At 63.0% G+C, this 17,714-nt stretch carries 16 protein-coding genes; 9 read left to right on the top strand and 7 right to left on the bottom strand.

Translation table 11 applies throughout. From position 1 onward, the window contains the following. Positions 1-115: 115 nt before the first annotated feature. From QMA15_RS20015 to QMA15_RS19990, 6 genes are all read right to left on the bottom strand, one after another. The gene (locus QMA15_RS20015) at positions 116-1,285 is read right to left on the bottom strand and encodes a lipid-transfer protein (protein ID WP_019746856.1); all 1,170 of its coding nucleotides are present in this window, start codon (positions 1,283-1,285) and stop codon (positions 116-118) included. Continuing rightward, on the bottom strand, positions 1,282-1,722 hold the full coding sequence (locus QMA15_RS20010) for a MaoC family dehydratase (protein WP_020968404.1): 441 nt from the start codon (positions 1,720-1,722) through the stop codon (positions 1,282-1,284). The genes QMA15_RS20015 and QMA15_RS20010 overlap by 4 nt, the downstream gene beginning before the upstream one ends. 2 nt (positions 1,723-1,724) lie before the next feature. Next, positions 1,725-2,735, bottom strand: coding sequence for a bifunctional MaoC family dehydratase N-terminal/OB-fold nucleic acid binding domain-containing protein (locus QMA15_RS20005; RefSeq protein ID WP_181447657.1), 1,011 nt, complete (start codon positions 2,733-2,735; stop codon positions 1,725-1,727). Positions 2,736-2,742: 7 nt separating this feature from the next. After that, positions 2,743-3,894: an acyl-CoA dehydrogenase family protein gene (locus QMA15_RS20000; protein WP_020968402.1), complete on the bottom strand. Its 1,152-nt coding sequence runs from the start codon at positions 3,892-3,894 to the stop codon at positions 2,743-2,745. Further along, a complete protein-coding gene (locus QMA15_RS19995) occupies positions 3,879-4,919 on the bottom strand; it encodes an acyl-CoA dehydrogenase family protein (RefSeq protein WP_020968401.1) in 1,041 nt (346 codons plus the stop codon). Before QMA15_RS19995 ends, QMA15_RS20000 begins: the two co-directional genes overlap by 16 nt. Positions 4,920-5,002: 83 nt before the next feature. Then, on the bottom strand, positions 5,003-7,165 hold the full coding sequence (locus QMA15_RS19990; RefSeq protein WP_019746852.1) for an acyl-CoA dehydrogenase: 2,163 nt from the start codon (positions 7,163-7,165) through the stop codon (positions 5,003-5,005). Positions 7,166-7,259: 94 nt separating this feature from the next. On the opposite strand from QMA15_RS19990, the gene kstR reads away from it, so the two are divergent. Together kstR and otsB are read left to right on the top strand one after the other, a co-directional pair. Next, positions 7,260-7,898 (top strand): cholesterol catabolism transcriptional regulator KstR, encoded by a 639-nt coding sequence (gene kstR, locus QMA15_RS19985; protein WP_003945752.1) that lies wholly within the window; start codon positions 7,260-7,262, stop codon positions 7,896-7,898. Between the two features lie 87 nt (positions 7,899-7,985). Further along, positions 7,986-10,526 (top strand): trehalose-phosphatase, encoded by a 2,541-nt coding sequence (otsB, locus tag QMA15_RS19980; protein ID WP_019746851.1) that lies wholly within the window; start codon positions 7,986-7,988, stop codon positions 10,524-10,526. Between the two features lie 3 nt (positions 10,527-10,529). Here otsB and QMA15_RS19975 read toward each other — a convergent pair whose 3' ends face one another. Further along, on the bottom strand, positions 10,530-11,618 hold the full coding sequence (locus tag QMA15_RS19975) for a LacI family DNA-binding transcriptional regulator (protein WP_007733995.1): 1,089 nt from the start codon (positions 11,616-11,618) through the stop codon (positions 10,530-10,532). Between the two features lie 139 nt (positions 11,619-11,757). On the opposite strand from QMA15_RS19975, the gene QMA15_RS19970 reads away from it, so the two are divergent. The 7 genes from QMA15_RS19970 (at position 11,758) to QMA15_RS19940 (ending at position 17,656) form a co-directional block, all read left to right on the top strand. After that, on the top strand, positions 11,758-12,708 hold the full coding sequence (locus QMA15_RS19970; protein ID WP_019746850.1) for a zinc ABC transporter substrate-binding protein: 951 nt from the start codon (positions 11,758-11,760) through the stop codon (positions 12,706-12,708). Between the two features lie 102 nt (positions 12,709-12,810). Further along, positions 12,811-13,671 carry a metal ABC transporter ATP-binding protein gene (locus QMA15_RS19965; protein WP_029254441.1) on the top strand — a complete coding sequence of 287 codons (861 nt, stop codon included), beginning with the start codon at positions 12,811-12,813 and terminating at the stop codon, positions 13,669-13,671. Next, a complete protein-coding gene (locus tag QMA15_RS19960; RefSeq protein ID WP_003945811.1) occupies positions 13,668-14,549 on the top strand; it encodes a metal ABC transporter permease in 882 nt (293 codons plus the stop codon). The genes QMA15_RS19965 and QMA15_RS19960 overlap by 4 nt, the downstream gene beginning before the upstream one ends. A gap of 34 nt (positions 14,550-14,583) precedes the next feature. Further along, positions 14,584-15,345 (top strand): 5-oxoprolinase subunit PxpA, encoded by a 762-nt coding sequence (locus QMA15_RS19955; protein ID WP_279163050.1) that lies wholly within the window; start codon positions 14,584-14,586, stop codon positions 15,343-15,345. Further along, complete coding sequence (locus QMA15_RS19950) at positions 15,342-15,956, top strand: allophanate hydrolase subunit 1 (RefSeq protein WP_092764586.1); 615 nt, start codon at positions 15,342-15,344, stop codon at positions 15,954-15,956. Before QMA15_RS19955 ends, QMA15_RS19950 begins: the two co-directional genes overlap by 4 nt. A 57-nt stretch (positions 15,957-16,013) precedes the next feature. After that, the gene (locus QMA15_RS19945) at positions 16,014-16,886 is read left to right on the top strand and encodes a biotin-dependent carboxyltransferase family protein (RefSeq protein ID WP_182261283.1); all 873 of its coding nucleotides are present in this window, start codon (positions 16,014-16,016) and stop codon (positions 16,884-16,886) included. A 77-nt stretch (positions 16,887-16,963) separates the two neighbouring features. After that, on the top strand, positions 16,964-17,656 hold the full coding sequence (locus QMA15_RS19940) for an LpqN/LpqT family lipoprotein (RefSeq protein WP_279163049.1): 693 nt from the start codon (positions 16,964-16,966) through the stop codon (positions 17,654-17,656). The last annotated feature ends 58 nt before the right edge of the window (positions 17,657-17,714 follow it).

Genomic DNA, 17,714 nt, shown 5'->3' with positions numbered 1-17,714 from the left:
TCAAAACCTGAGAAGAACCTCAGGCACAACAGAACACGGCCCAGCACCGCATCGAAGGAGACCTCGATGCGGTGCCAACAGGCCGTGACGCTTGATGAAGCTGTGCTCACAACGATCAGCGAGTCAGCACAAGCCCTGATGTCGGAACGCCCGTTCCCGCAGTCACCAGTACATTCTCGACGGAGTCGACCTGGTTGACCGAAGTACCGCGGATCTGCCGAACTCCCTCGGCGATACCGTTCATCCCGTGGATGTATGCCTCGCCGAGCTGTCCACCATGGGTGTTGATCGGAAGCTTGCCTCCGAGTTCGATTGCGCCACCGGCGATGAAGTCCTTGGCCTCTCCCCTACCGCAGAAACCGAGTTCCTCGAGCTGCATCAGAACATAGGGCGTGAAGTGGTCGTAGAAGATCGCCGTCTGCATGTCCGACGGGCGCAGCCCACTTTGTGACCAGAGTTGATCGCCGACAAGGCCCATCTCCGGTAGGCCGGTCAAACCGTCGCGGTAATAGCTGGTCATGATGTATTGATCTGCCCCGCTGCCCTGTGCTGCGGCAGCGATAACGGCAGGGGTGTTCTTCAGATCTTTGGCTCGTTCTGGCGAGGTGACGACGATGGCGATGCCGCCGTCGGATTCCTGGCAGCAATCGAGGAGATGCAAAGGTTCAGCGATGAATCGCGAGTTCTGATGGTCCTCGAGGGTGATCGGTTTTCCGTAGAAGAACGCCTTCGGGTTGGTGGCTGCATGCTTACGGTCCGCTACGGCGATTCGACCGAAGTCCTCGCTGGACGCTCCGTATACGTGCATGTATCGCTGCGCGACCATCGCGACAAACGATGCGGGAGTACCCAATCCGTGAGGATAGGAAAAGGCGTTGTCCGTTCCCGACGAATTGACCTGCGCCACAAGGCCGGAGTTCACCTGCCCGAAACGCGCACCCGATCGCTCGTTGAATGCGCGATAGGCCACGACGACGTCCGCGACGCCAGTGGCAACCGCCATGGCCGCCTGCTGAATCGTCGCCGCAGCGGCACCGCCACCGTAGTGAATACGACTGAAGAATTTGAGGTTCGGGATACCCACCGAACGAGCCACTGCCACTTCGGTGTTGGTGTCCATGGTGAACGAGGTAAGACCGTCGACGTCGGCGGGTGTCAGACCGGCGTCGTCCAACGCGGCTTGAACAGCCTCGGCGGCCAGTCGCAGTTCACTGCGACCGGAGTCCTTCGAGAAATCCGTGGCTCCGATTCCGACGATCGCGGCCTTGCCGGACAATGCGCTCATTCAATGTCTCCGTTTTCAATGTCTCCATTCGAGCCCGACGCCGGAAATGCCAGTGTGACCTGCGCAGTGATGTGATCTCCCAGACTGTTCTTGCCGACCACCGCGAGAGAAACGAGATCCTCGTCGTAGGAGGTCACCGTGCCGGAGAGCGTCAAAGTGTCGTAGGCGTACCACGGGACCCCGAGGCGCAGCTTGATCGACGTGAGTACTGCCCGCGGTCCTGCCCAGTCGGTCACGAATCGCTGCACCAGGCCGGTGTCGGTGAGGATGTTGACAAAAATGTCTTTCGAGCCGCGTTTCTGTGCGAGATCACGGTCGTGGTGAACATCCTGAAAGTCGCGGGTAGCTAGTGCTGCCGAGACCACAAACGTCGGGTCGCCGTAAATCGAGAGCTGCGGAAGAACTTCTCCCACAGTGATATCCGTCGTCAAAGTCATCGTCACTCCTTCCCCGCAGAAACCGCAGGAACCGCCGAAACCGCAGAAGCCCCAACCGGCTGCCAGGCGTACAAAGTCCAGGGAGTTCCCCCGGTCTCGTCGTCTCCGGGGAAGTCGAGGTAGATCGCCTCCACCTCCATTCCGATCGACACACTCGAGGGATCGACGCCGCGCAATTCGCCGAGCATCCGCACACCCTCAGGCAGTTCGACCAGGGCAACGACGAACGGCAACGACCGACCAGGAACCTTGGGCGCGTGGTGAACGACAAAACTGAAGACCGTTCCCCGCCCTGACGCGACCACGTAGTCGGTCTGCTCCGACTTGTCCTTCCAGATCGCGGGCACGGGTGGGTGCTGCACCGAACCATCCGCACGCAGTTGAATACGCAACTCGTGTGCGGCGACACCGTCCCAGAAGAACTGTGTGTCTAGAGACGCCGTCGGGCGCAGCATCCGAGATGCGTCCAGGTCCGCAGGCACGTCAGTGGAGGGGCGCTCACTTACCGGCGGCGCGAACTTCAAGATCCGGAACATCATCTCCGAGACCAGTTCTTCGCCGACCCGCCAGAAGCTGCGGGTAGTGAAGAACCACCCTTCACCAAGACCTGTCTTCTTCGGTCCCACTACGTCTTCCAACACCGAGGAGATGGTGACTTCTTCACCCGGCTTCAAATAGCGGTGGTAGATCTGATCGCAGTTGGTCGCGACGACGGACGTGAATCCGGCCTCGTCGAGAATATCCGTCATCCGGCCCAACGGATCGTCGGCTTCTCGAACTGCCCCCAGACCGCGCATCGTCCATACCTGCGCCATCGCCGGCGGCGCGACTATTCCGTCGTGTCCGGCGGCGCGGGCGGCCGATTCGTCGACGTAGATCGGGTTCTCGTCACCGATCGCCTCGACCCAGTTGCGGATCATCGGCAAGTTCACGGGGTCCCGGCCGGCGCGAGGAGCGCTTGGCCCGTCCTCTCGAACCCGCTCGGCAGCAGTGAGAATGGGATCTGACACGATTTGTTTCCTATCTCGGAACGCGGGGAAGCTTCAGGCCGGCGGTAGCGATCAATTCGCGCATCACCTCGTTGACTCCACCGCCGAAGGTGATCACCAGGTTGCGCTTGATCTGCATGTCCAGCCACTCCATGAGATCAGCCGTTTCGGGATCGATCGGATTTCCGTACCGTCCGACGATCTCTTCCGCGAGTCGACCGACTCGCTGGATGCGTTCGGTCGCAAATACTTTGGTTGCCGAAGCGTCGGCAATGTCCACCGACTCCGAATCACTCGATGCCACTTGCCAGTTGAGCAGTTCGTTGAGGCGATACGTCGCGTGAATCTCGCCGAGCGCGCGTCGTACGTCAACGTGATCAAGCAGGTTTTCACGCTTGGCCCAATCGAAGACGTGGTCGTAAATCCCTGCGACACGACCTGCCGGACCGAGCATGACGCGTTCGTGGTTGAGCTGCGTCGTGATCAGGCGCCAACCCTGATTCTCTTCACCCACAAGCATGTTCGCCGGAACGCGAACGTCCTCGTAGTAGGTGGCATTGACGTGATGCGCACCGTCGCAAGTGATGATTGGTGTCCAGGTGTAGCCGGGATCTTTGGTATCCATGATCAGGATTGAGATGCCGCGGTGCCGTGAATCGGCAGATCCGGTCCGCACGGCGAGCCACACGTAATCGGCGTCATGCCCGCCGGTGGTGAAAATCTTCTGGCCGTTGACGACGTACTCGTCACCATTTCGTGTCGCCGAAGTACGCAGGGCTGCAAGGTCGGTGCCGGCTTCCGGTTCGGTGTAGCCGATCGCGAAGTGCACTTCACCGGCGAGGATCGCGGGCAGGAATTTCTGCTTCTGCTCCTCGCTGCCGTACTTCTGCAGAGTCGGACCGACGGTCTGCAACGTCACCGAAGGCAGTGGGACATCCGCCCGCACAGCCTCGTTGACAAAAATCTGCTGCTCGACTTCACCGAACCCACGTCCGCCGTACTCCACCGGCCAGCCGACGCCGAGCCAACCGTCCTTGCCCATACGACGGATGACCTCACGATAGGTAGGGCCATGCCGCTCCACACGCATGATCTTGGCCTCCTCGGGCGAGATCAGCGTCGAGAAGTAGCGTCGAAGTTCAGCTTGCAATGCGCGCTGACTGTCGGTCAGATCGATGAACACCGGGCCCCCACGAGGTCGAGTCGCTGCGAAGCGCCGCCGAGCAGGCGCGCCAAGTCTTTTGCAGTCGAGTAGTAACGATGAAGCGGATACGTGACGTCGACGCCCAGACCGCCGTGCAGGTGGTGAAGCACCTGCATTGTGGCGGGTACTTCCTGGGCGATCCAGTACGCCATGACGTCGAGGTCCGACTGAGCATCCAGGCCCTCCGACACGCGCCAGGACGCCGACAACGCCGCGACGTGAAGAGTCCGCGAGGTGACATAGGCGTCGGCGATCTGCTGTGAGACCGCCTGGAACGTGGCGAGCGGCTTGCCGAATTGCTCGCGTGAGCCGACATGTGCCGCAGTGAGATCGACGGCACCGGACACCAAACCGTCTGCAACGGCTCCGATACTCGCCGTAGCGATCCGGTACAGCGTCTGGACGGCTTCCTCGCCGGCACCGAGAAGTTCACCGACTGCCTCGTCCATCGTGACTGCGAACTCCGGACTGCCGGACGCACTGGGTGTCGGCGTCAATGCGACGCCGGCGGCGGTCGGATCGACGAGCACGACTCCGGCGTCGGTGGGCACAAGAATTCTGTGTGCGCTCGCCGCGAAAGGCACGGCAAGCACCGTCCCGCTGACGCGATACCAGTCGCCCGACTGATGGGCGGTGGTCGACGGCTGCGCCGGGAACTGCTGACCCGGCTCACCGAGCGCCGCGGTGAACACCCGTCCGGCGCTGACTCCGGTGAGCAATTCGTCCTGCTGCGCGTCGGTCCCCAGAGCAACGATGGGGAGTACGCCGAAGCCCAGGGTCGCGAGAGCCGGAATGGGTGCAGCGGCCCGGCCGACCTCGACGAGCAGAGAGCCGACGTCGGTGACCGAGAGGCCCTCGCCGCCCAGACGCTCGGGCAGTGCCAACGTGAGCAGGTCGGCTTCGGCGAATGCCGCCCAGAGCGCGTCCGGCTCCAGTTCGCGGGCAAGGAGCGCGGTAGCCACCTCGGCTACCGCTTCCTGGGTTTCATCGGGAGTGAAGTCCACGCTGGCAATCCTGTCTCTGATGTAGAACGTGTTCTAGTTGTATCACCAACGTGGACATTTCTAAAGGCCTCTACTCACGCCGTCTAATCACGGGGCAGGCCCAGAATTCTCTCCGCGGCGACGGTCAACAGAATCTGCGTGGTCCCGCCGGCAATCGACAGGCATCGCGTGTTGAGGAACTCACGCGAGAGCGGACCCTCCACCCATCCGGCTGGGCCACCCAATTCCATGGCGAACTCTGCGACATTCTGACGCTGGCGCACGCCCACCAGCTTGCGGACGCTCGACGCCGGGCCCGGATCCTGACCATCCAATTGCCGCAGTGTCGTGCGCAATTCCAGCAACGAGCCCACCATGGCGGTTCCGATCAGCCCACCGAGCTTGTCTGCAACCACAGGATCGGGATCGCCCGCCAGCTCGAGCAATTCCTCCATCGCACCGCCGAGCGAAGAGCCCCCGCTCATCGCGACTCGCTCGTTGGCGAGGGTTGTTCGGGCCAGTTTCCAGCCTCCGCCGAGCTGGCCGACGACACAGTCGTCCGGCACGAAGACGTCGTCGAGGAAGACTTCGTTGAAGAGCGCGTCGCCGGTGATCTCACGCAGCGGCGAGATCCGAATCCCGGCTGTCTTCATGTCGAGAAGGAAGTACGTGATGCCCTTGTGCTTGGGAACCTCGCGATCGGTTCTGGCGAGGCAGATAGCCCAGTCAGCTTCACGTGCAAGCGAAGTCCAGACTTTCTGTCCGTTCAGCTTCCAACCGCCGTCGACCTTCTCCGCGGTCGTACGCAGCGCGGCAAGATCGGAACCTGCACCAGGTTCACTGAAAAGCTGACACCAGGTGATCTCACCCTTGAGCGTCGGTGTCGCAAATCTTTCGATCTGCTCCGCACTGCCGTGCTCGAGGATGGTGGGAACTGCCCACCACCCGATCACGAGATCAGGTCGGCCGATACCGACGGCCGCCAACTCTTCTTCGATCAAAATCTGTTGCGCGGCCTTGGCGCCCCGGCCGTACGGCTTCGGCCAGTGCGGCGCAAGGTATCCCGATTCGGCCAACGCGTTGCGCTGTTCGGATTCGGGCAGCGCCACCAATTGCGCTACCTCTTCGCGAATGTCGGACCGGTCGGATTCCAGCTCACTCAAGTCGATCTGAAGGTGACGCCGTGCACCGCCGATCGTCAATTCAGCGACGCGTGCGCGCCAGCGGGACGATCCGCCCAGAATCTGCCGGAGCGACAGTGCTCGGCGAAGGTAGAAGTGCGCCTCGTGCTCCCAGGTGAATCCGATGCCGCCGAGCACTTGAATGCAGTCCTTTGCCGTGTCGACAGCGGCGTCCAGAGACACCGCGGCCGCCACCGCCGCCGCGATCGGAAGTTCGTCGCCCGACTCGGCAGCGACCGCACCGTCCCAGGCGACAGCTCCGGCATTTTCCACTCGGCACAGCATTTCGGCACAGATATGTTTGATCGCCTGGAACGAACCGATGGGCTTTCCGAATTGTTCGCGAATCTTCGCGTACTCCACCGCAGTACGCAGACTCCACGCCGCAATTCCGGCAGCTTCGGCAGCCCCAAGTACCGCCGCTAGATCGGAAACCGATCCTGGCGCAATGTCATCGAGGATTCGGTCGGCGTCGACCGTCACTCGGTCGAAGGAGACTCGTGCCAGTGGTCGCGACTTGTCGATCGTGTCGACCGCTTCGTAGGTCACACCTTCGCTGTCTCCGTCGACGAGAGCCCAGACGACACGCGAGCCTTCACCTTCGGACACCACGCCTGCCGACACGAGGACCGATACGCCCGAGTCTCCACCCCAGGCGTAACCTCCTTCGCCATGAAGCTCGATGCCGCCGGACGCATTCGCCGTTGCCGCAACTGGACTTTCGTCCAATACGACAGCGCACGGCAACGCACCGTCGGCGAGCATTTCGGACCAGCGTTTGGCAGCGGGCGACGAACTACGCCCAACCACCAGAGCTGCAAGCGCAGTCGTGAGAACAGGACCCGGCACGAGTTCGATTGCCGCCTGCTCGAGCATTGCTGCGAGATCGACGATTTCGGCTCCGGCTCCGCCTACCGATTCAGGAACGGCGACCGAAAATATCCCGAGAGACGCGAACTCGGACCATTTCTCCCGCCACGAAACTGCTGGTCCACGGCGTACCATGTCCATCGGCGTGGCCGAGCGAGCCCAGGCCTCTATCGATTCCTGGACCGCCCGCTGTTCATCGGTCGTGGCGATTGTCACAACTGGTTCCCGCCTCTCGATAAGTGACACAATTGTTTAGAACGTGTTCTAATATGACACCTGGCCAAGAGTCAAGGCGCGAAGGAATTTGTCGATGACCACAACATCCCGATCCCGCTCCAACGCGGTTGCTTCTGCAACGCTCGGGGACGACGATCTCAGCTCCAACGCGCAACGTGAACGCCGCAAGCGGATTCTCGACGCAACCCTCGCCCTGGCGTCCAAGGGCGGCTACGAGGCTGTTCAGATGCGCGCCGTGGCCGAGCGCGCCGACGTCGCAGTCGGAACGCTCTATCGCTACTTCCCGTCCAAGGTTCACCTGTTGGTGTCCGCTCTGGCACGCGAATTCGAGAAGATCGATTCCAAGGGCAAGATCCCACCTGGAACCAGCCCGCTCGAGCGGATGCAGCTGATCCTCAGCCTCATCACCCGCGCGATGCAGCGCGATCCGCTCCTCACCGAAGCCATGACTCGCGCGTTCATGTTCGCCGACGCCTCCGCAGCGGCAGAGGTCGATCAGGTGGGTCAGTTGATGGACCGCCTCTTCGCACGAGCGATGACCGAAGAGGAGCCGACCGAAGAGCAGTTGGCAATCGCGCGCGTGATCTCCGATGTGTGGCTGTCCAATTTGGTGGCCTGGCTCACGCGACGTTCTTCGGCTACCGATGTCGCCAATCGACTGGAATTGACGGTTGAACTGCTGCTCGGTGACGGAACTCGGAAACCCGAATAGACATCCTTTGTCGCATCTGTCATTTTTGCACTGATCTGGCAGAAACGTATCGAGCCAGGAGTCGCTGCATCACCTAGATTTGAAGAGGTGAGCGCACAAGATCTGTCCATCGAACTCCGCCGAGCGCTGTCGGGCGTGGCACGCACGCCGCGTCTGCTCGTAGCCTCCGACTACGACGGGACGATGGCACCCATCGTCGCCAACCCGGACAAGGCGTATCCCCGCGCGGAAACGGTGCGTGCGCTCCGCTCCCTCGCCAGCCTGGCGTCGACGACTGCTGCCGTGATCTCGGGCCGCGCCCTCAAGGATCTGGCGGCGCTGTCCCGGCTTCCCGCCGAAGTGCAATTGGTCGGCAGCCACGGCTCCGAGTTCGACATCGGATTCGTTCACGCGATCGACGCCGACGCCAGGAAACTGCTCGACGAGATCGTCACCGAGTTAGGCCGAATTGCCGCCGATACCCCCGGCGCAACTGTGGAGAAGAAGCCCGCCAGCGTCGCCTTGCACGTACGCAACACCAGCGCCGACGACGCCGAGAAGGCGCTCATCGCCGTTCGCACCGAATCGGCCCTCTGGCCGGGTGTTCAGGTCACCGAGGGTAAGTCGGTGGTCGAGTTGGCGGTCATCGCCACCGACAAGGGCCACGCACTCGACTTGATCCGCCATCAGGACGGCGCTACCGCTGCCGTCTTCATCGGGGACGACGTGACCGACGAAAAGGCGTTCAGCAGGCTGCAGGGGCCGGATATCGGAATCAAGGTCGGCAGCGGGGACACCGTCGCCGACTATCGCGTCGACAGCACCGAGGATGTCGCTGCTGCTCTGGCGTTCCTGCTCGACGAGCGTCGTACGTGGCTTTCCGGTGCCGACGCTCCGCCCATCGAGCGACTCTCGATGCTCGCCAGTCCGCGGACCGTCGCTTTGGTGACCCCGGATGCGACGCTGACCTGGTTGTGTCACCCGGAACCGGATTCCGCGGCGGTCTTCGCGCACCTTCTCGGCGGAACCGGGGCAGGCCACTTCTCGGTCGGGCCTCGCCGCACAGCGTTGCCACTGAGCCAGAAGTACATCGACAGCACGATGACCGTTCAGACCCGCTGGGCGAGCCTGTCCGTCACCGACTACCTCCCCCACGACGTCCCGCAGGGGCGAACCGACCTGACCCGCATCATTTCCGGTCAGGCAGACGCGATCGTCTCGTTTGCACCCCGTCCCGAGTTCGGCCAGGGTCAGGTCACGCTCGAGGTCGTCGACGAGGGCATTCGGGTCCTCGGCACCAACGAGCCGTACGTGCTCCGCTCCCCTGGTGTGCTGTGGAACATCGCAACCGACGGAAACCAGCAGACTGCCCACGCCATCGTCGAACCGTCCAAGGGTGACGTCGTACTCGAATTGCGCTGTGGAACAGAAGAACTCGGCCCTTCCGAAGTTCCGGAACTCGAGCGTCGAGCGACCTCGGAGGCATACTGGTCCGATTGGGCCAAGACGCTCGAACTGCCGAAGCTGAAGCCGGACTTGATGAAACGCTCTGCGCTGACCTTGCGCGGGCTGGTTCATGCCGATTCCGGTTCCATAATGGCCGCCGCCACAACATCCCTGCCGGAAGAGATCGGCGGAGTCCGCAACTGGGACTACCGCTACTGCTGGTTGCGCGATGCCGCCCTCACCGCAACAGCTCTCGTGAGCGTCGGATCCACCGACGAAGCCGAGAACTACCTCGACTGGGTCCACCGCGTGCTCGAAACACTGCCGGGACCCGAGCGCCTGCACCCCCTCTACACGCTCTACGGGACTTCGCTACCGCCAGAGGCCGTCATCGATTCACTTCCCGGATACGCCGGCTCCAGGCCGGTCCGCGTCGGAAACGCCGCGAATCAGCAGGTTCAACTGGACGTGTTCGGCCCGATCGTCGAGCTGATCGTCGAACTGGCGAATGCACGCGAAAAGGCCGGTGCCCCCGATCCTTTGAGTGACCGCGACTGGGAACTGGTGTGCGCCATGGTCGAAGCAGTGCAGCGACGCTGGTTCGAACCCGATCACGGCATCTGGGAAATTCGCGACAACCCACGCCACCACGTCTATTCCAAGGTGATGGGTTGGGTCACCGTCGACCGCGCCGTCGATCTTGCTACCCGCTTTTCTCGCGAGGCTCTGCCCGAGTGGGCGGAACTGCGTGACCAGATCGCCGACGAAGTACGACACAAAGGCTGGAAGGACGACGTCCAGTCGTACACCGCGGCCTACGACGGTACCGATCTCGACGCCGCTACTCTGCACATCGGACTGTCGGGACTGATCGATCCGACGGATCCGCGCTTTGCAGCGACCGTCGTAGCCACCGAGGCTGAACTACGCAGCGGCTCAACGGTATACCGATACCATCACGACGACGGTTTGCCCGGCATCGAAGGTGGGTTCCACCTCTGCGCCGCCTGGCTCGTCGAGGCCTACCTACTGATCGGACAACGCCTGCAAGCAGAGGCACTGTTCGATCAGTTGGTCGCGGCGGCGGGTCCCACCGGACTACTCGCGGAGGAGTACGACCCCATCGCGGAACGCTCGCTGGGCAACCATCCCCAGGCGTACAGCCATCTGGGATTGTTGCGCTGCGCCCAACTCCTGGCGTGAGCGCTACCCCTTGATCCGACCTGATGTTCGCCCAGCCAGTAGTTCGGTGTCGAGCATCTCGACTATCGGAACGCCGGATCCAGACGGCGACATCAGGAGCGCACCGGCGCGCCGGCCCTTCTCTTCCTGGGGCTGGCGCACCGTTGTCAGTGATTCGCGCAGCGCCTCGTCGACGCCGTCGAATCCGGTGATAGAGAGTTGGCCAGGTACATCGATGCCCTGCCAGCGCGCCCAGTCCAAGGCGCCGAGAGCCAGCACGTCGGTGGTACAGACCAGTGCGGTGATCTCAGGGTTGGTCGCGAGAGCTTCCGCCGCCGCCGAGTGCCCGGACTGCGATGTGTGGACGTACCGCTCGATCACCGTGAGTGAGAGTGGGTCCATGTCGGACGCCACCATCGCGTCGCGCACTCCTTCGATCCGCTCACGCTGGACGTGGAAGTGCGGGGACTTGAGTCGTTCCTGGCTGACAACGCCGTCCATCCGGTCGCGCCCCAGCCTCATGCAGAGCACGCCGATGTCACGGTGGCCGAGCCCGATGAGGTAATCGGCGACCTTGCGCATGGCAGCGCGGTCGTCGATGCCCACGAGGGATGCACCGGGAATCTCGCGCGGCTGGTCGCACACCACGATCGGAATGTGACGCTCGAGCACGGCAGCGAGATACGGATCGTCGTCGGCCACGGAGTAGACGACGAAGCCGTCGACGCCCGCCTGCTGGACCACGGCTGCAGCATCCACCTCGTCGCGGCCGGGCCCGGCCGGGATGAGCAGCAAGCCCTGGCCGGCGTCCTCACACGATTCCGAGAGACCGGCAAGGAAGCTCATGGCGGCCGGGTCGCGGAACGAATAACTGAGTGCTTCGGTGAGCAGAAGACCGACGGCACCGGCTTTGCGAGTTCGCAAGGAGCGGGCGACCGGATCGGGTCCGGGATATCCGCGTCGCTTGGCCGCTTGGAGCACTCGATCCCGCAGCTCGACGGAGAGCTGATCGGGTCGGTTGTACGCGTTCGAGACTGTAGTTCTCGACACATTGAGCTCGGCGGCAAGCGACGCCAAAGTGGCTTGACGGCGTGGCTGACGGGACCGGGGCATAAACGGACGTTAGCCGTAGTGCCCGCAGACGGCGCGTTGGGGCTGAACCGAAGGTGAACTACCAGCGACTATGCGCTAATGTGTAACGGTAACGGTTTCCAATAGCATTTAGCCCAGCCTTTGTTCAGGAGAAAAGCACGTGCGTTCGTCGTCGAAATTCCGCACCGCCACCGCCCTCGCGGCCGTCTCGGTCGCCGCAGCATTCGCGCTCACCGCGTGCAGCTCCAGCTCGTCGAAAGACGAAGGCATCACCGTCGTCGCATCGACGAACGTGTGGGGCGACGTCGCGCAGGCCGTCGCCGGTGACAAGCTGACCGTGACGTCGATCATCAACGAGCCATCCGCGGACCCGCACTCGTTCGAGGCGACTCCAGCCGATGCCGCCAAGATCACCGACGCATCGCTTGTCGTCTACAACGGCGGCGGCTACGACCAGTTCATCACCGACGTCCTCGACGCGGGCAAGGGTGAGCAGAAGACGGTCAACGCCTACAACCTGCTCGACGGTGGCATCCACGCCGGCGAAACCGCGGGCGAATCGCATGACGGTCACACCCACGGCGCAGTCAACGAACACGTCTGGTTCGACATTCCGACCGTCGACGCCGTCGCACATTCGGTTGCCGATCAGCTGAGCGCTCTCGATCCGGACAACGCGGCGACCTACGAGGACAACGCGAAGGCATACAGCCAGAAGCTCGCCGGCGTCACAGCGATCACCGATTCCATCGCCGCTGCCCACGCGGGCGCACCGGTGGCGCAGACCGAGCCGATCGCGCACTACCTCCTGGTCGCAGCTGAACTGAAGGACGCAACTCCCGAAGAGTTCACCAGTGCCATCGAAGACGGCAACGATCCTTCACCGGCCGCAATCGCCGCAACGCGCCAGCTCCTCTCGGAGAAGCAGGCCCGCGCACTGGTCTACAACATCCAGACGCAGGACAAAGTGACCCAGGACATGCGCACCACAGCCGAAACCGCCGGAGTGCCCGTCGTCGAGGTTACGGAGACTCTCCCCGAGGGCCTGGACTACATTCAGTGGCAGACGCAGACCGCGGAGTCGCTCGCAAACGCCCTCTCTGCCCAGTAATTATTTGCCCCACCATTTCCGAGAAGAACCGATCGGCTTGTGACAGAAACTTCCGCGAATACTCCTGTGCCCCCTGGTAACACCGTGCCTTCTGATAACACCGTGCCTTCAAAGGCCTCCGTGCCCGCTGTGACGCTGAAGGACGCTCGATTGTCCTTCGGCGCCCGCACATTGTGGGACGGGCTCGATCTCGAGGTACAGCCAGGTGAGTTCATCGCCGTACTCGGGCCGAACGGGTCGGGCAAGACCTCGCTCCTGAAGATTCTGCTGGGCCAACTACAACTCAGCGGCGGTAGCGCCCAGATCGTCGGCACGCCGGCACGGGCCGGGAACTCACACGTCGGGTACATCCCGCAGCAGAAATCCATCGACGACGGCCTCCCGCTCCGCGGCCGCGACCTGGTCGGCCTCGGCGTCGACGGTCACCAGTGGGGTACTGGCCTACTGCGTCGGGGTCGTCGCCGCAAGATCGTCGACGACGCCATCGCACAGGTCAGCGCCCAGTCGTTTGCCGACGCTCCCATCGGTTCCATGTCCGGCGGTGAGCAGCAGCGACTGCGGATCGCGCAGGCTTTGGTCGGCGACCCGCGGATCCTGCTGTGCGACGAGCCGCTGCTCAGCCTCGACCTCGCCAACCAGCACCTGGTCTCGACGCTGATCGACAAGCGTCGGCGCAGCCATGACACCGCAGTGCTGTTCGTGACGCACGAGATCAATCCGATCCTGCCGTTGGTCGATCGAGTGCTCTATCTGGTGGACGGCAAATTCCGGATCGGGACGCCGGCCGAAGTGATGACGTCCGAGGTTCTCTCGGATCTGTACAACACCGACGTCGAAGTGTTGCAGGTTCGTGGCCGCCTCGTCGTGATCGGCACCGGAGACGCCATCGACGCGCTCGGCAGCGCAGGCGGACTACGCCCGGGAGAAGGCGTTCACCATTCTGATGAGGATCACCACCAGTGAGTAACAAGTTCACCGACGCGATGTCGCGGATGTTCGACGTGTCCGCCACCGTCGACCTACTGCAGTACGACTTCGTCCAACAGGCGTTGATTGCCGGTGCCATCCTCGGATTGTTGGCAGGCATCATCGGGCCGCTGATCGTGAGCCGTCAGATGTCGTTCTCGGTGCACGGAACGAGTGAGCTGTCACTGACGGGCGCATCCGCCGCACTTCTCGTCGGTGTGGGCGTCGGCTTCGGTGCCATCGTCGGATCCGTGGTCGCAGCAGTGCTGTTCGGGCTGCTCGGAGCCAAAGCGCGGGACCGAGATTCGGTGATCGGCGTGATCATGGCTTTCGGTCTCGGCTTGTCGGTGTTGTTCCTCTGGGCGTACGACGGTCGCACGGGAACCAGCTTCTCACTGTTGGTCGGACAGATCGTGGCGCCGGGAAACAGCGGTCTCGAACTTCTGCTGCTGTGCGCGGTCATCGTGATCGGCACACTCGGATTCATCTACCGCCCTTTGCTGTTCGCGAGCACCGACCCCGAAGTTGCTGCAGCTCGCGGTGTTCCGGTTCGGGCACTGTCGATCGTGTTCGCCGTGTTGGTCGGCATCACCGCAGCACTCGGCGTACAGATCGTCGGTGCGCTGCTGGTGATGTCGCTGCTGATCACCCCCGCAGCGGCCGCCGCGTACGTCACGGCAAGCCCACTCAAGGCGACAATTCTCTCCGTCGTGTTCGCCGAACTGGCAGCCGTCGGCGGCATCCTTCTCTCGCTTGCACCCGGCGTTCCCGTCTCGAGTTTCGTCACCTCGGTCTCGTTCGTGATCTACCTGATATGCCGACTCTTCGGATCCGCACGTCGCAAGAATGCGGGACGGATTCCGGCGCACGCCTGAACACCGAGAGCCCATACCTACCTAGAATCGAGGTATGGGCTACAGCGTTGATCTGAACAGCGACCTCGGCGAGGGCTTCGGAGCCTGGACCCTGGGCGACGACGACGCCATGCTCGAACTTGTCACCAGCGCGAACATCGCCTGCGGATTCCATGCCGGCGACCCGACGACGCTGTTGGCTACTTGCGAATCCGCAGCCACCCGCGGCGTGCGGATCGGCGCGCAGGTGGGTTACCGAGACCTCGCCGGTTTCGGCCGACGCTTCATCGACATGTCCCCGAAAGACCTCACCGCCGACGTCATTTATCAAATAGGGGCACTCGACGGTTTGGCTCGTGTCGCCGGATCGCGGGTCACGTACGTCAAACCCCACGGCGCGCTTTACAACGCAATAGTCCATCACCGACGGCAGGCGCGGGCTGTGGTCGCCGCCGTCGTTGCCTACGACAGTTCGCTACCTGTTCTCGGACTACCTGGTTCGGTGTTTCTGGAAGAGGCGCGCGAAGCCGGCCTCGACGTGGTCGCCGAGGCTTTTGCCGATCGCGCGTACACGGCAGAAGGCACTTTGGTCCCCCGCACCGAGTCGGGCGCCGTTCTGAACGACCCGGCGCTTGTTGCAGAACGGGTTCGGCGAATGGTCGTCGACGGCGAGTTGGATGCGGTCGACGGGAGCACCCTCAAAATCACCGCGGAGTCGGTGTGCGTACACGGTGACAGTCCGGCAGCCGTCGACTTGGCCGCAGCGATCCGCGATCTCCTCGAATCCTCCGACGTCGAGATCACACCGTTCACATGATCACGATCCTGCCCGCCGGTGAATCCGCAGTCCTCGTCGAGTACGACGAACTGCCGAGCGTGCTGGGCAACTTCAGGGCTCTCGACGCCAGTCGAATCCCCGGAGTGATCGATCTGATTCCCGCGGCGCGAACCATCCTGATCGAGTACGACAACACGATCACCGGGCACAAACTCGTGGAGAAATGGGTACGTGGGGCCGTACCGATCGAACTCACAGCAGACGAGAGCTGGCCTGCTGTCGCGATTCCGGTCCGCTACGACGGCGGCGATCTCGTCGAAGTGGGCAAGCTGACCGGACTCGGGGTCGACGGTGTCATCGAGGCTCACACGTCTGCGTCGTGGACCGTCGCGTTCATCGGTTTCGCCCCCGGCTTCGCGTATCTGACCAGCAACGAGAGAAAGCTCGAAGTTCCACGTCGATCGGACCCGCGCAGGCAGGTCCCGGCCGGTGCAGTCGGGTTGGCCGGACCGTTCTCGGGCGTCTACCCGCGTAGCTCCCCGGGCGGCTGGCAGTTGATCGGAACGACGGAACTGTCGGTGTGGGATGCCGAGCGCCGCCCGCCGGCGCTGCTTCTACCCGGCACCACAGTCACCTTTGTCCGTGCATGATTTCGGTGCAAGCATGATTTTGGTGTCTTCACCGCGTTGTTGCGGGACAATGGATTCATGGCCTGGCTCGAGGTAGTGCGTACCGGCCCGCTCGCCACAGTTCAGGACCGCGGGCGGAGAGGCTACGGCGCTCTCGGGGTCGGCAGATCCGGCGCCGTCGACATGATCTCGCACGACAGCGCGAACAGACTCGTAGGCAACACTTTTCGAGCAGCAACCATCGAAGTCACCACTGGGGGTTTTGCGATGCGGGCCGTCGGTTCGATGACGGTGGCAGTGACAGGCGCGCGGGTGCCGCTGGCCGTCGACGGACGGCCGGCACCTGACTACGCGAGCATCCACCTGGGCGGTGGCAGCACTATCGAATTGGGTTACAGCACAACCGGGTTGAGAACGTACATCTCTGCGCGCGGTGGCGTCGACGTCCCACAGGTACTCGGCAGTAGATCCACCGACACGCTCTCCGGGCTCGGGCCGCCGCCGCTCGCCGCCGGTGATCTACTCCTCCTCGGGGCAGAGGAAGGGACGTGGCCCACCGAAGAGTTGATTCCACCGCCGGCATCTGCACTCGGCGCAGTTCCGATCGAGATCACGCTCGGCCCCCGAAATTCCTGGTTCACCGCCGCATCCGTTCACGCGCTCCTTCACACCACGTGGAAAGTCACCGAACACACCAACCGAGTCGGGGTCCGGTTACAGGGCCAAGGGCCTTTACATCGCTCACGCACCGAGGAATTGCCGAGCGAAGGCGTCGTGATGGGATCCATCCAGGTGCCGCCAGGCGGCCAGCCCGTCGTATTTCTGGCCGACCATCCCGTGACTGGCGGATACCCGGTCATCGCCGTCGTTTCCGACGCTGGGATTGCGTCGCTGGCACAGCTGCGGCCCGGCAGCACCATTACCTTGAAGGCCACTACCAGGCCGCCCTAGCGCTGATAGTCTCAGCCGCGCCAGCAATGCTGCCGGCGGCGCTCGGCCGTCGCCAGAACCTGAAGGACTGTCACACTATGAGCCCTAAGAGCAGCACACTTGCTCTCGGAATAGCGTCACTGATCACTGCTGCACTCGTCCTGTCCGGATGCAGCAGTTCGGAAAGCGGCGACGCTGTCTCCAGTGATACCAACACCAGTGAGACCACCGCTTCCGAAAGTTCTGCATCCTCGTCGTCTGCCGCTCCCGCGACGCCGACTTTGCGGGACGGAACACCGTTCATCGGCGAGCGGACGACGATCGAAACCGGCGACGACCCCGAAGCGCCGAGCATCAGCGTCAGCCTCCCGCCGAGCTGGACTCACGGCGAGAACATCCCTGCCGGCGTTACGGATGCGTTGTCCAGCAACAGCCAGGAACCCAGCGGTTTCATGCCGAACACCACCGTGACGGTCGAAAACCAAGGCACCGCAACAAAAGACGAGGTTCTTGCCGCTGCGCGTGAAACGATCGCCACCCTCGACGGATGGACCGAGGTGAAGTACACCGAGATCGACGTCGACGGACAGCAGGGGTTCCGCCTCTCCGGAACCTGGACCGCCCCAAACCTGGACGTTCCGCTCTACGCCGTCATGACAGTCGTCGCTTACCAAGCCGACGACAACTCGCCGGTCTACCTGGTCAGCTTTGCGAATCAGTTCACCGACACGACGAACATGCAGACCTCCAACCAGGTGGAGGAAATCAACACCTCGATCGAATTCGGCTGAGCACCTCATGATTTGAGCGCTTGATCACCGAGCAACCGCGGCGGGCCGAGACTACGAC

The sequence above is a fragment of the Rhodococcus sp. APC 3903 genome, from assembly GCF_030407755.1.
Lineage (GTDB): Bacteria > Actinomycetota > Actinomycetes > Mycobacteriales > Mycobacteriaceae > Rhodococcus_F > Rhodococcus_F erythropolis.
Note: the sequence above shows the minus strand (reverse complement) of the source record. Positions and strands in the feature narration are given on the sequence as shown.

Excerpts from the sequence above, each read along its gene's own strand:
- QMA15_RS20015 (WP_019746856.1), bottom strand. The coding sequence starts at position 1,285 with ATGAGCGCATTGTCCGGCAAGGCCGCGATCGTCGGAATCGGAGCCACG.
- QMA15_RS20010 (WP_020968404.1), bottom strand. The coding sequence starts at position 1,722 with ATGACTTTGACGACGGATATCACTGTGGGAGAAGTTCTTCCGCAGCTC.
- kstR (WP_003945752.1), top strand. The coding sequence starts at position 7,260 with ATGACCACAACATCCCGATCCCGCTCCAACGCGGTTGCTTCTGCAACG.
- QMA15_RS19975 (WP_007733995.1), bottom strand. The coding sequence starts at position 11,618 with ATGCCCCGGTCCCGTCAGCCACGCCGTCAAGCCACTTTGGCGTCGCTT.
- QMA15_RS19955 (WP_279163050.1), top strand. The coding sequence starts at position 14,584 with ATGGGCTACAGCGTTGATCTGAACAGCGACCTCGGCGAGGGCTTCGGA.
- QMA15_RS19950 (WP_092764586.1), top strand. The coding sequence starts at position 15,342 with ATGATCACGATCCTGCCCGCCGGTGAATCCGCAGTCCTCGTCGAGTAC.
- QMA15_RS19945 (WP_182261283.1), top strand. The coding sequence starts at position 16,014 with ATGGCCTGGCTCGAGGTAGTGCGTACCGGCCCGCTCGCCACAGTTCAG.
- QMA15_RS19940 (WP_279163049.1), top strand. The coding sequence starts at position 16,964 with ATGAGCCCTAAGAGCAGCACACTTGCTCTCGGAATAGCGTCACTGATC.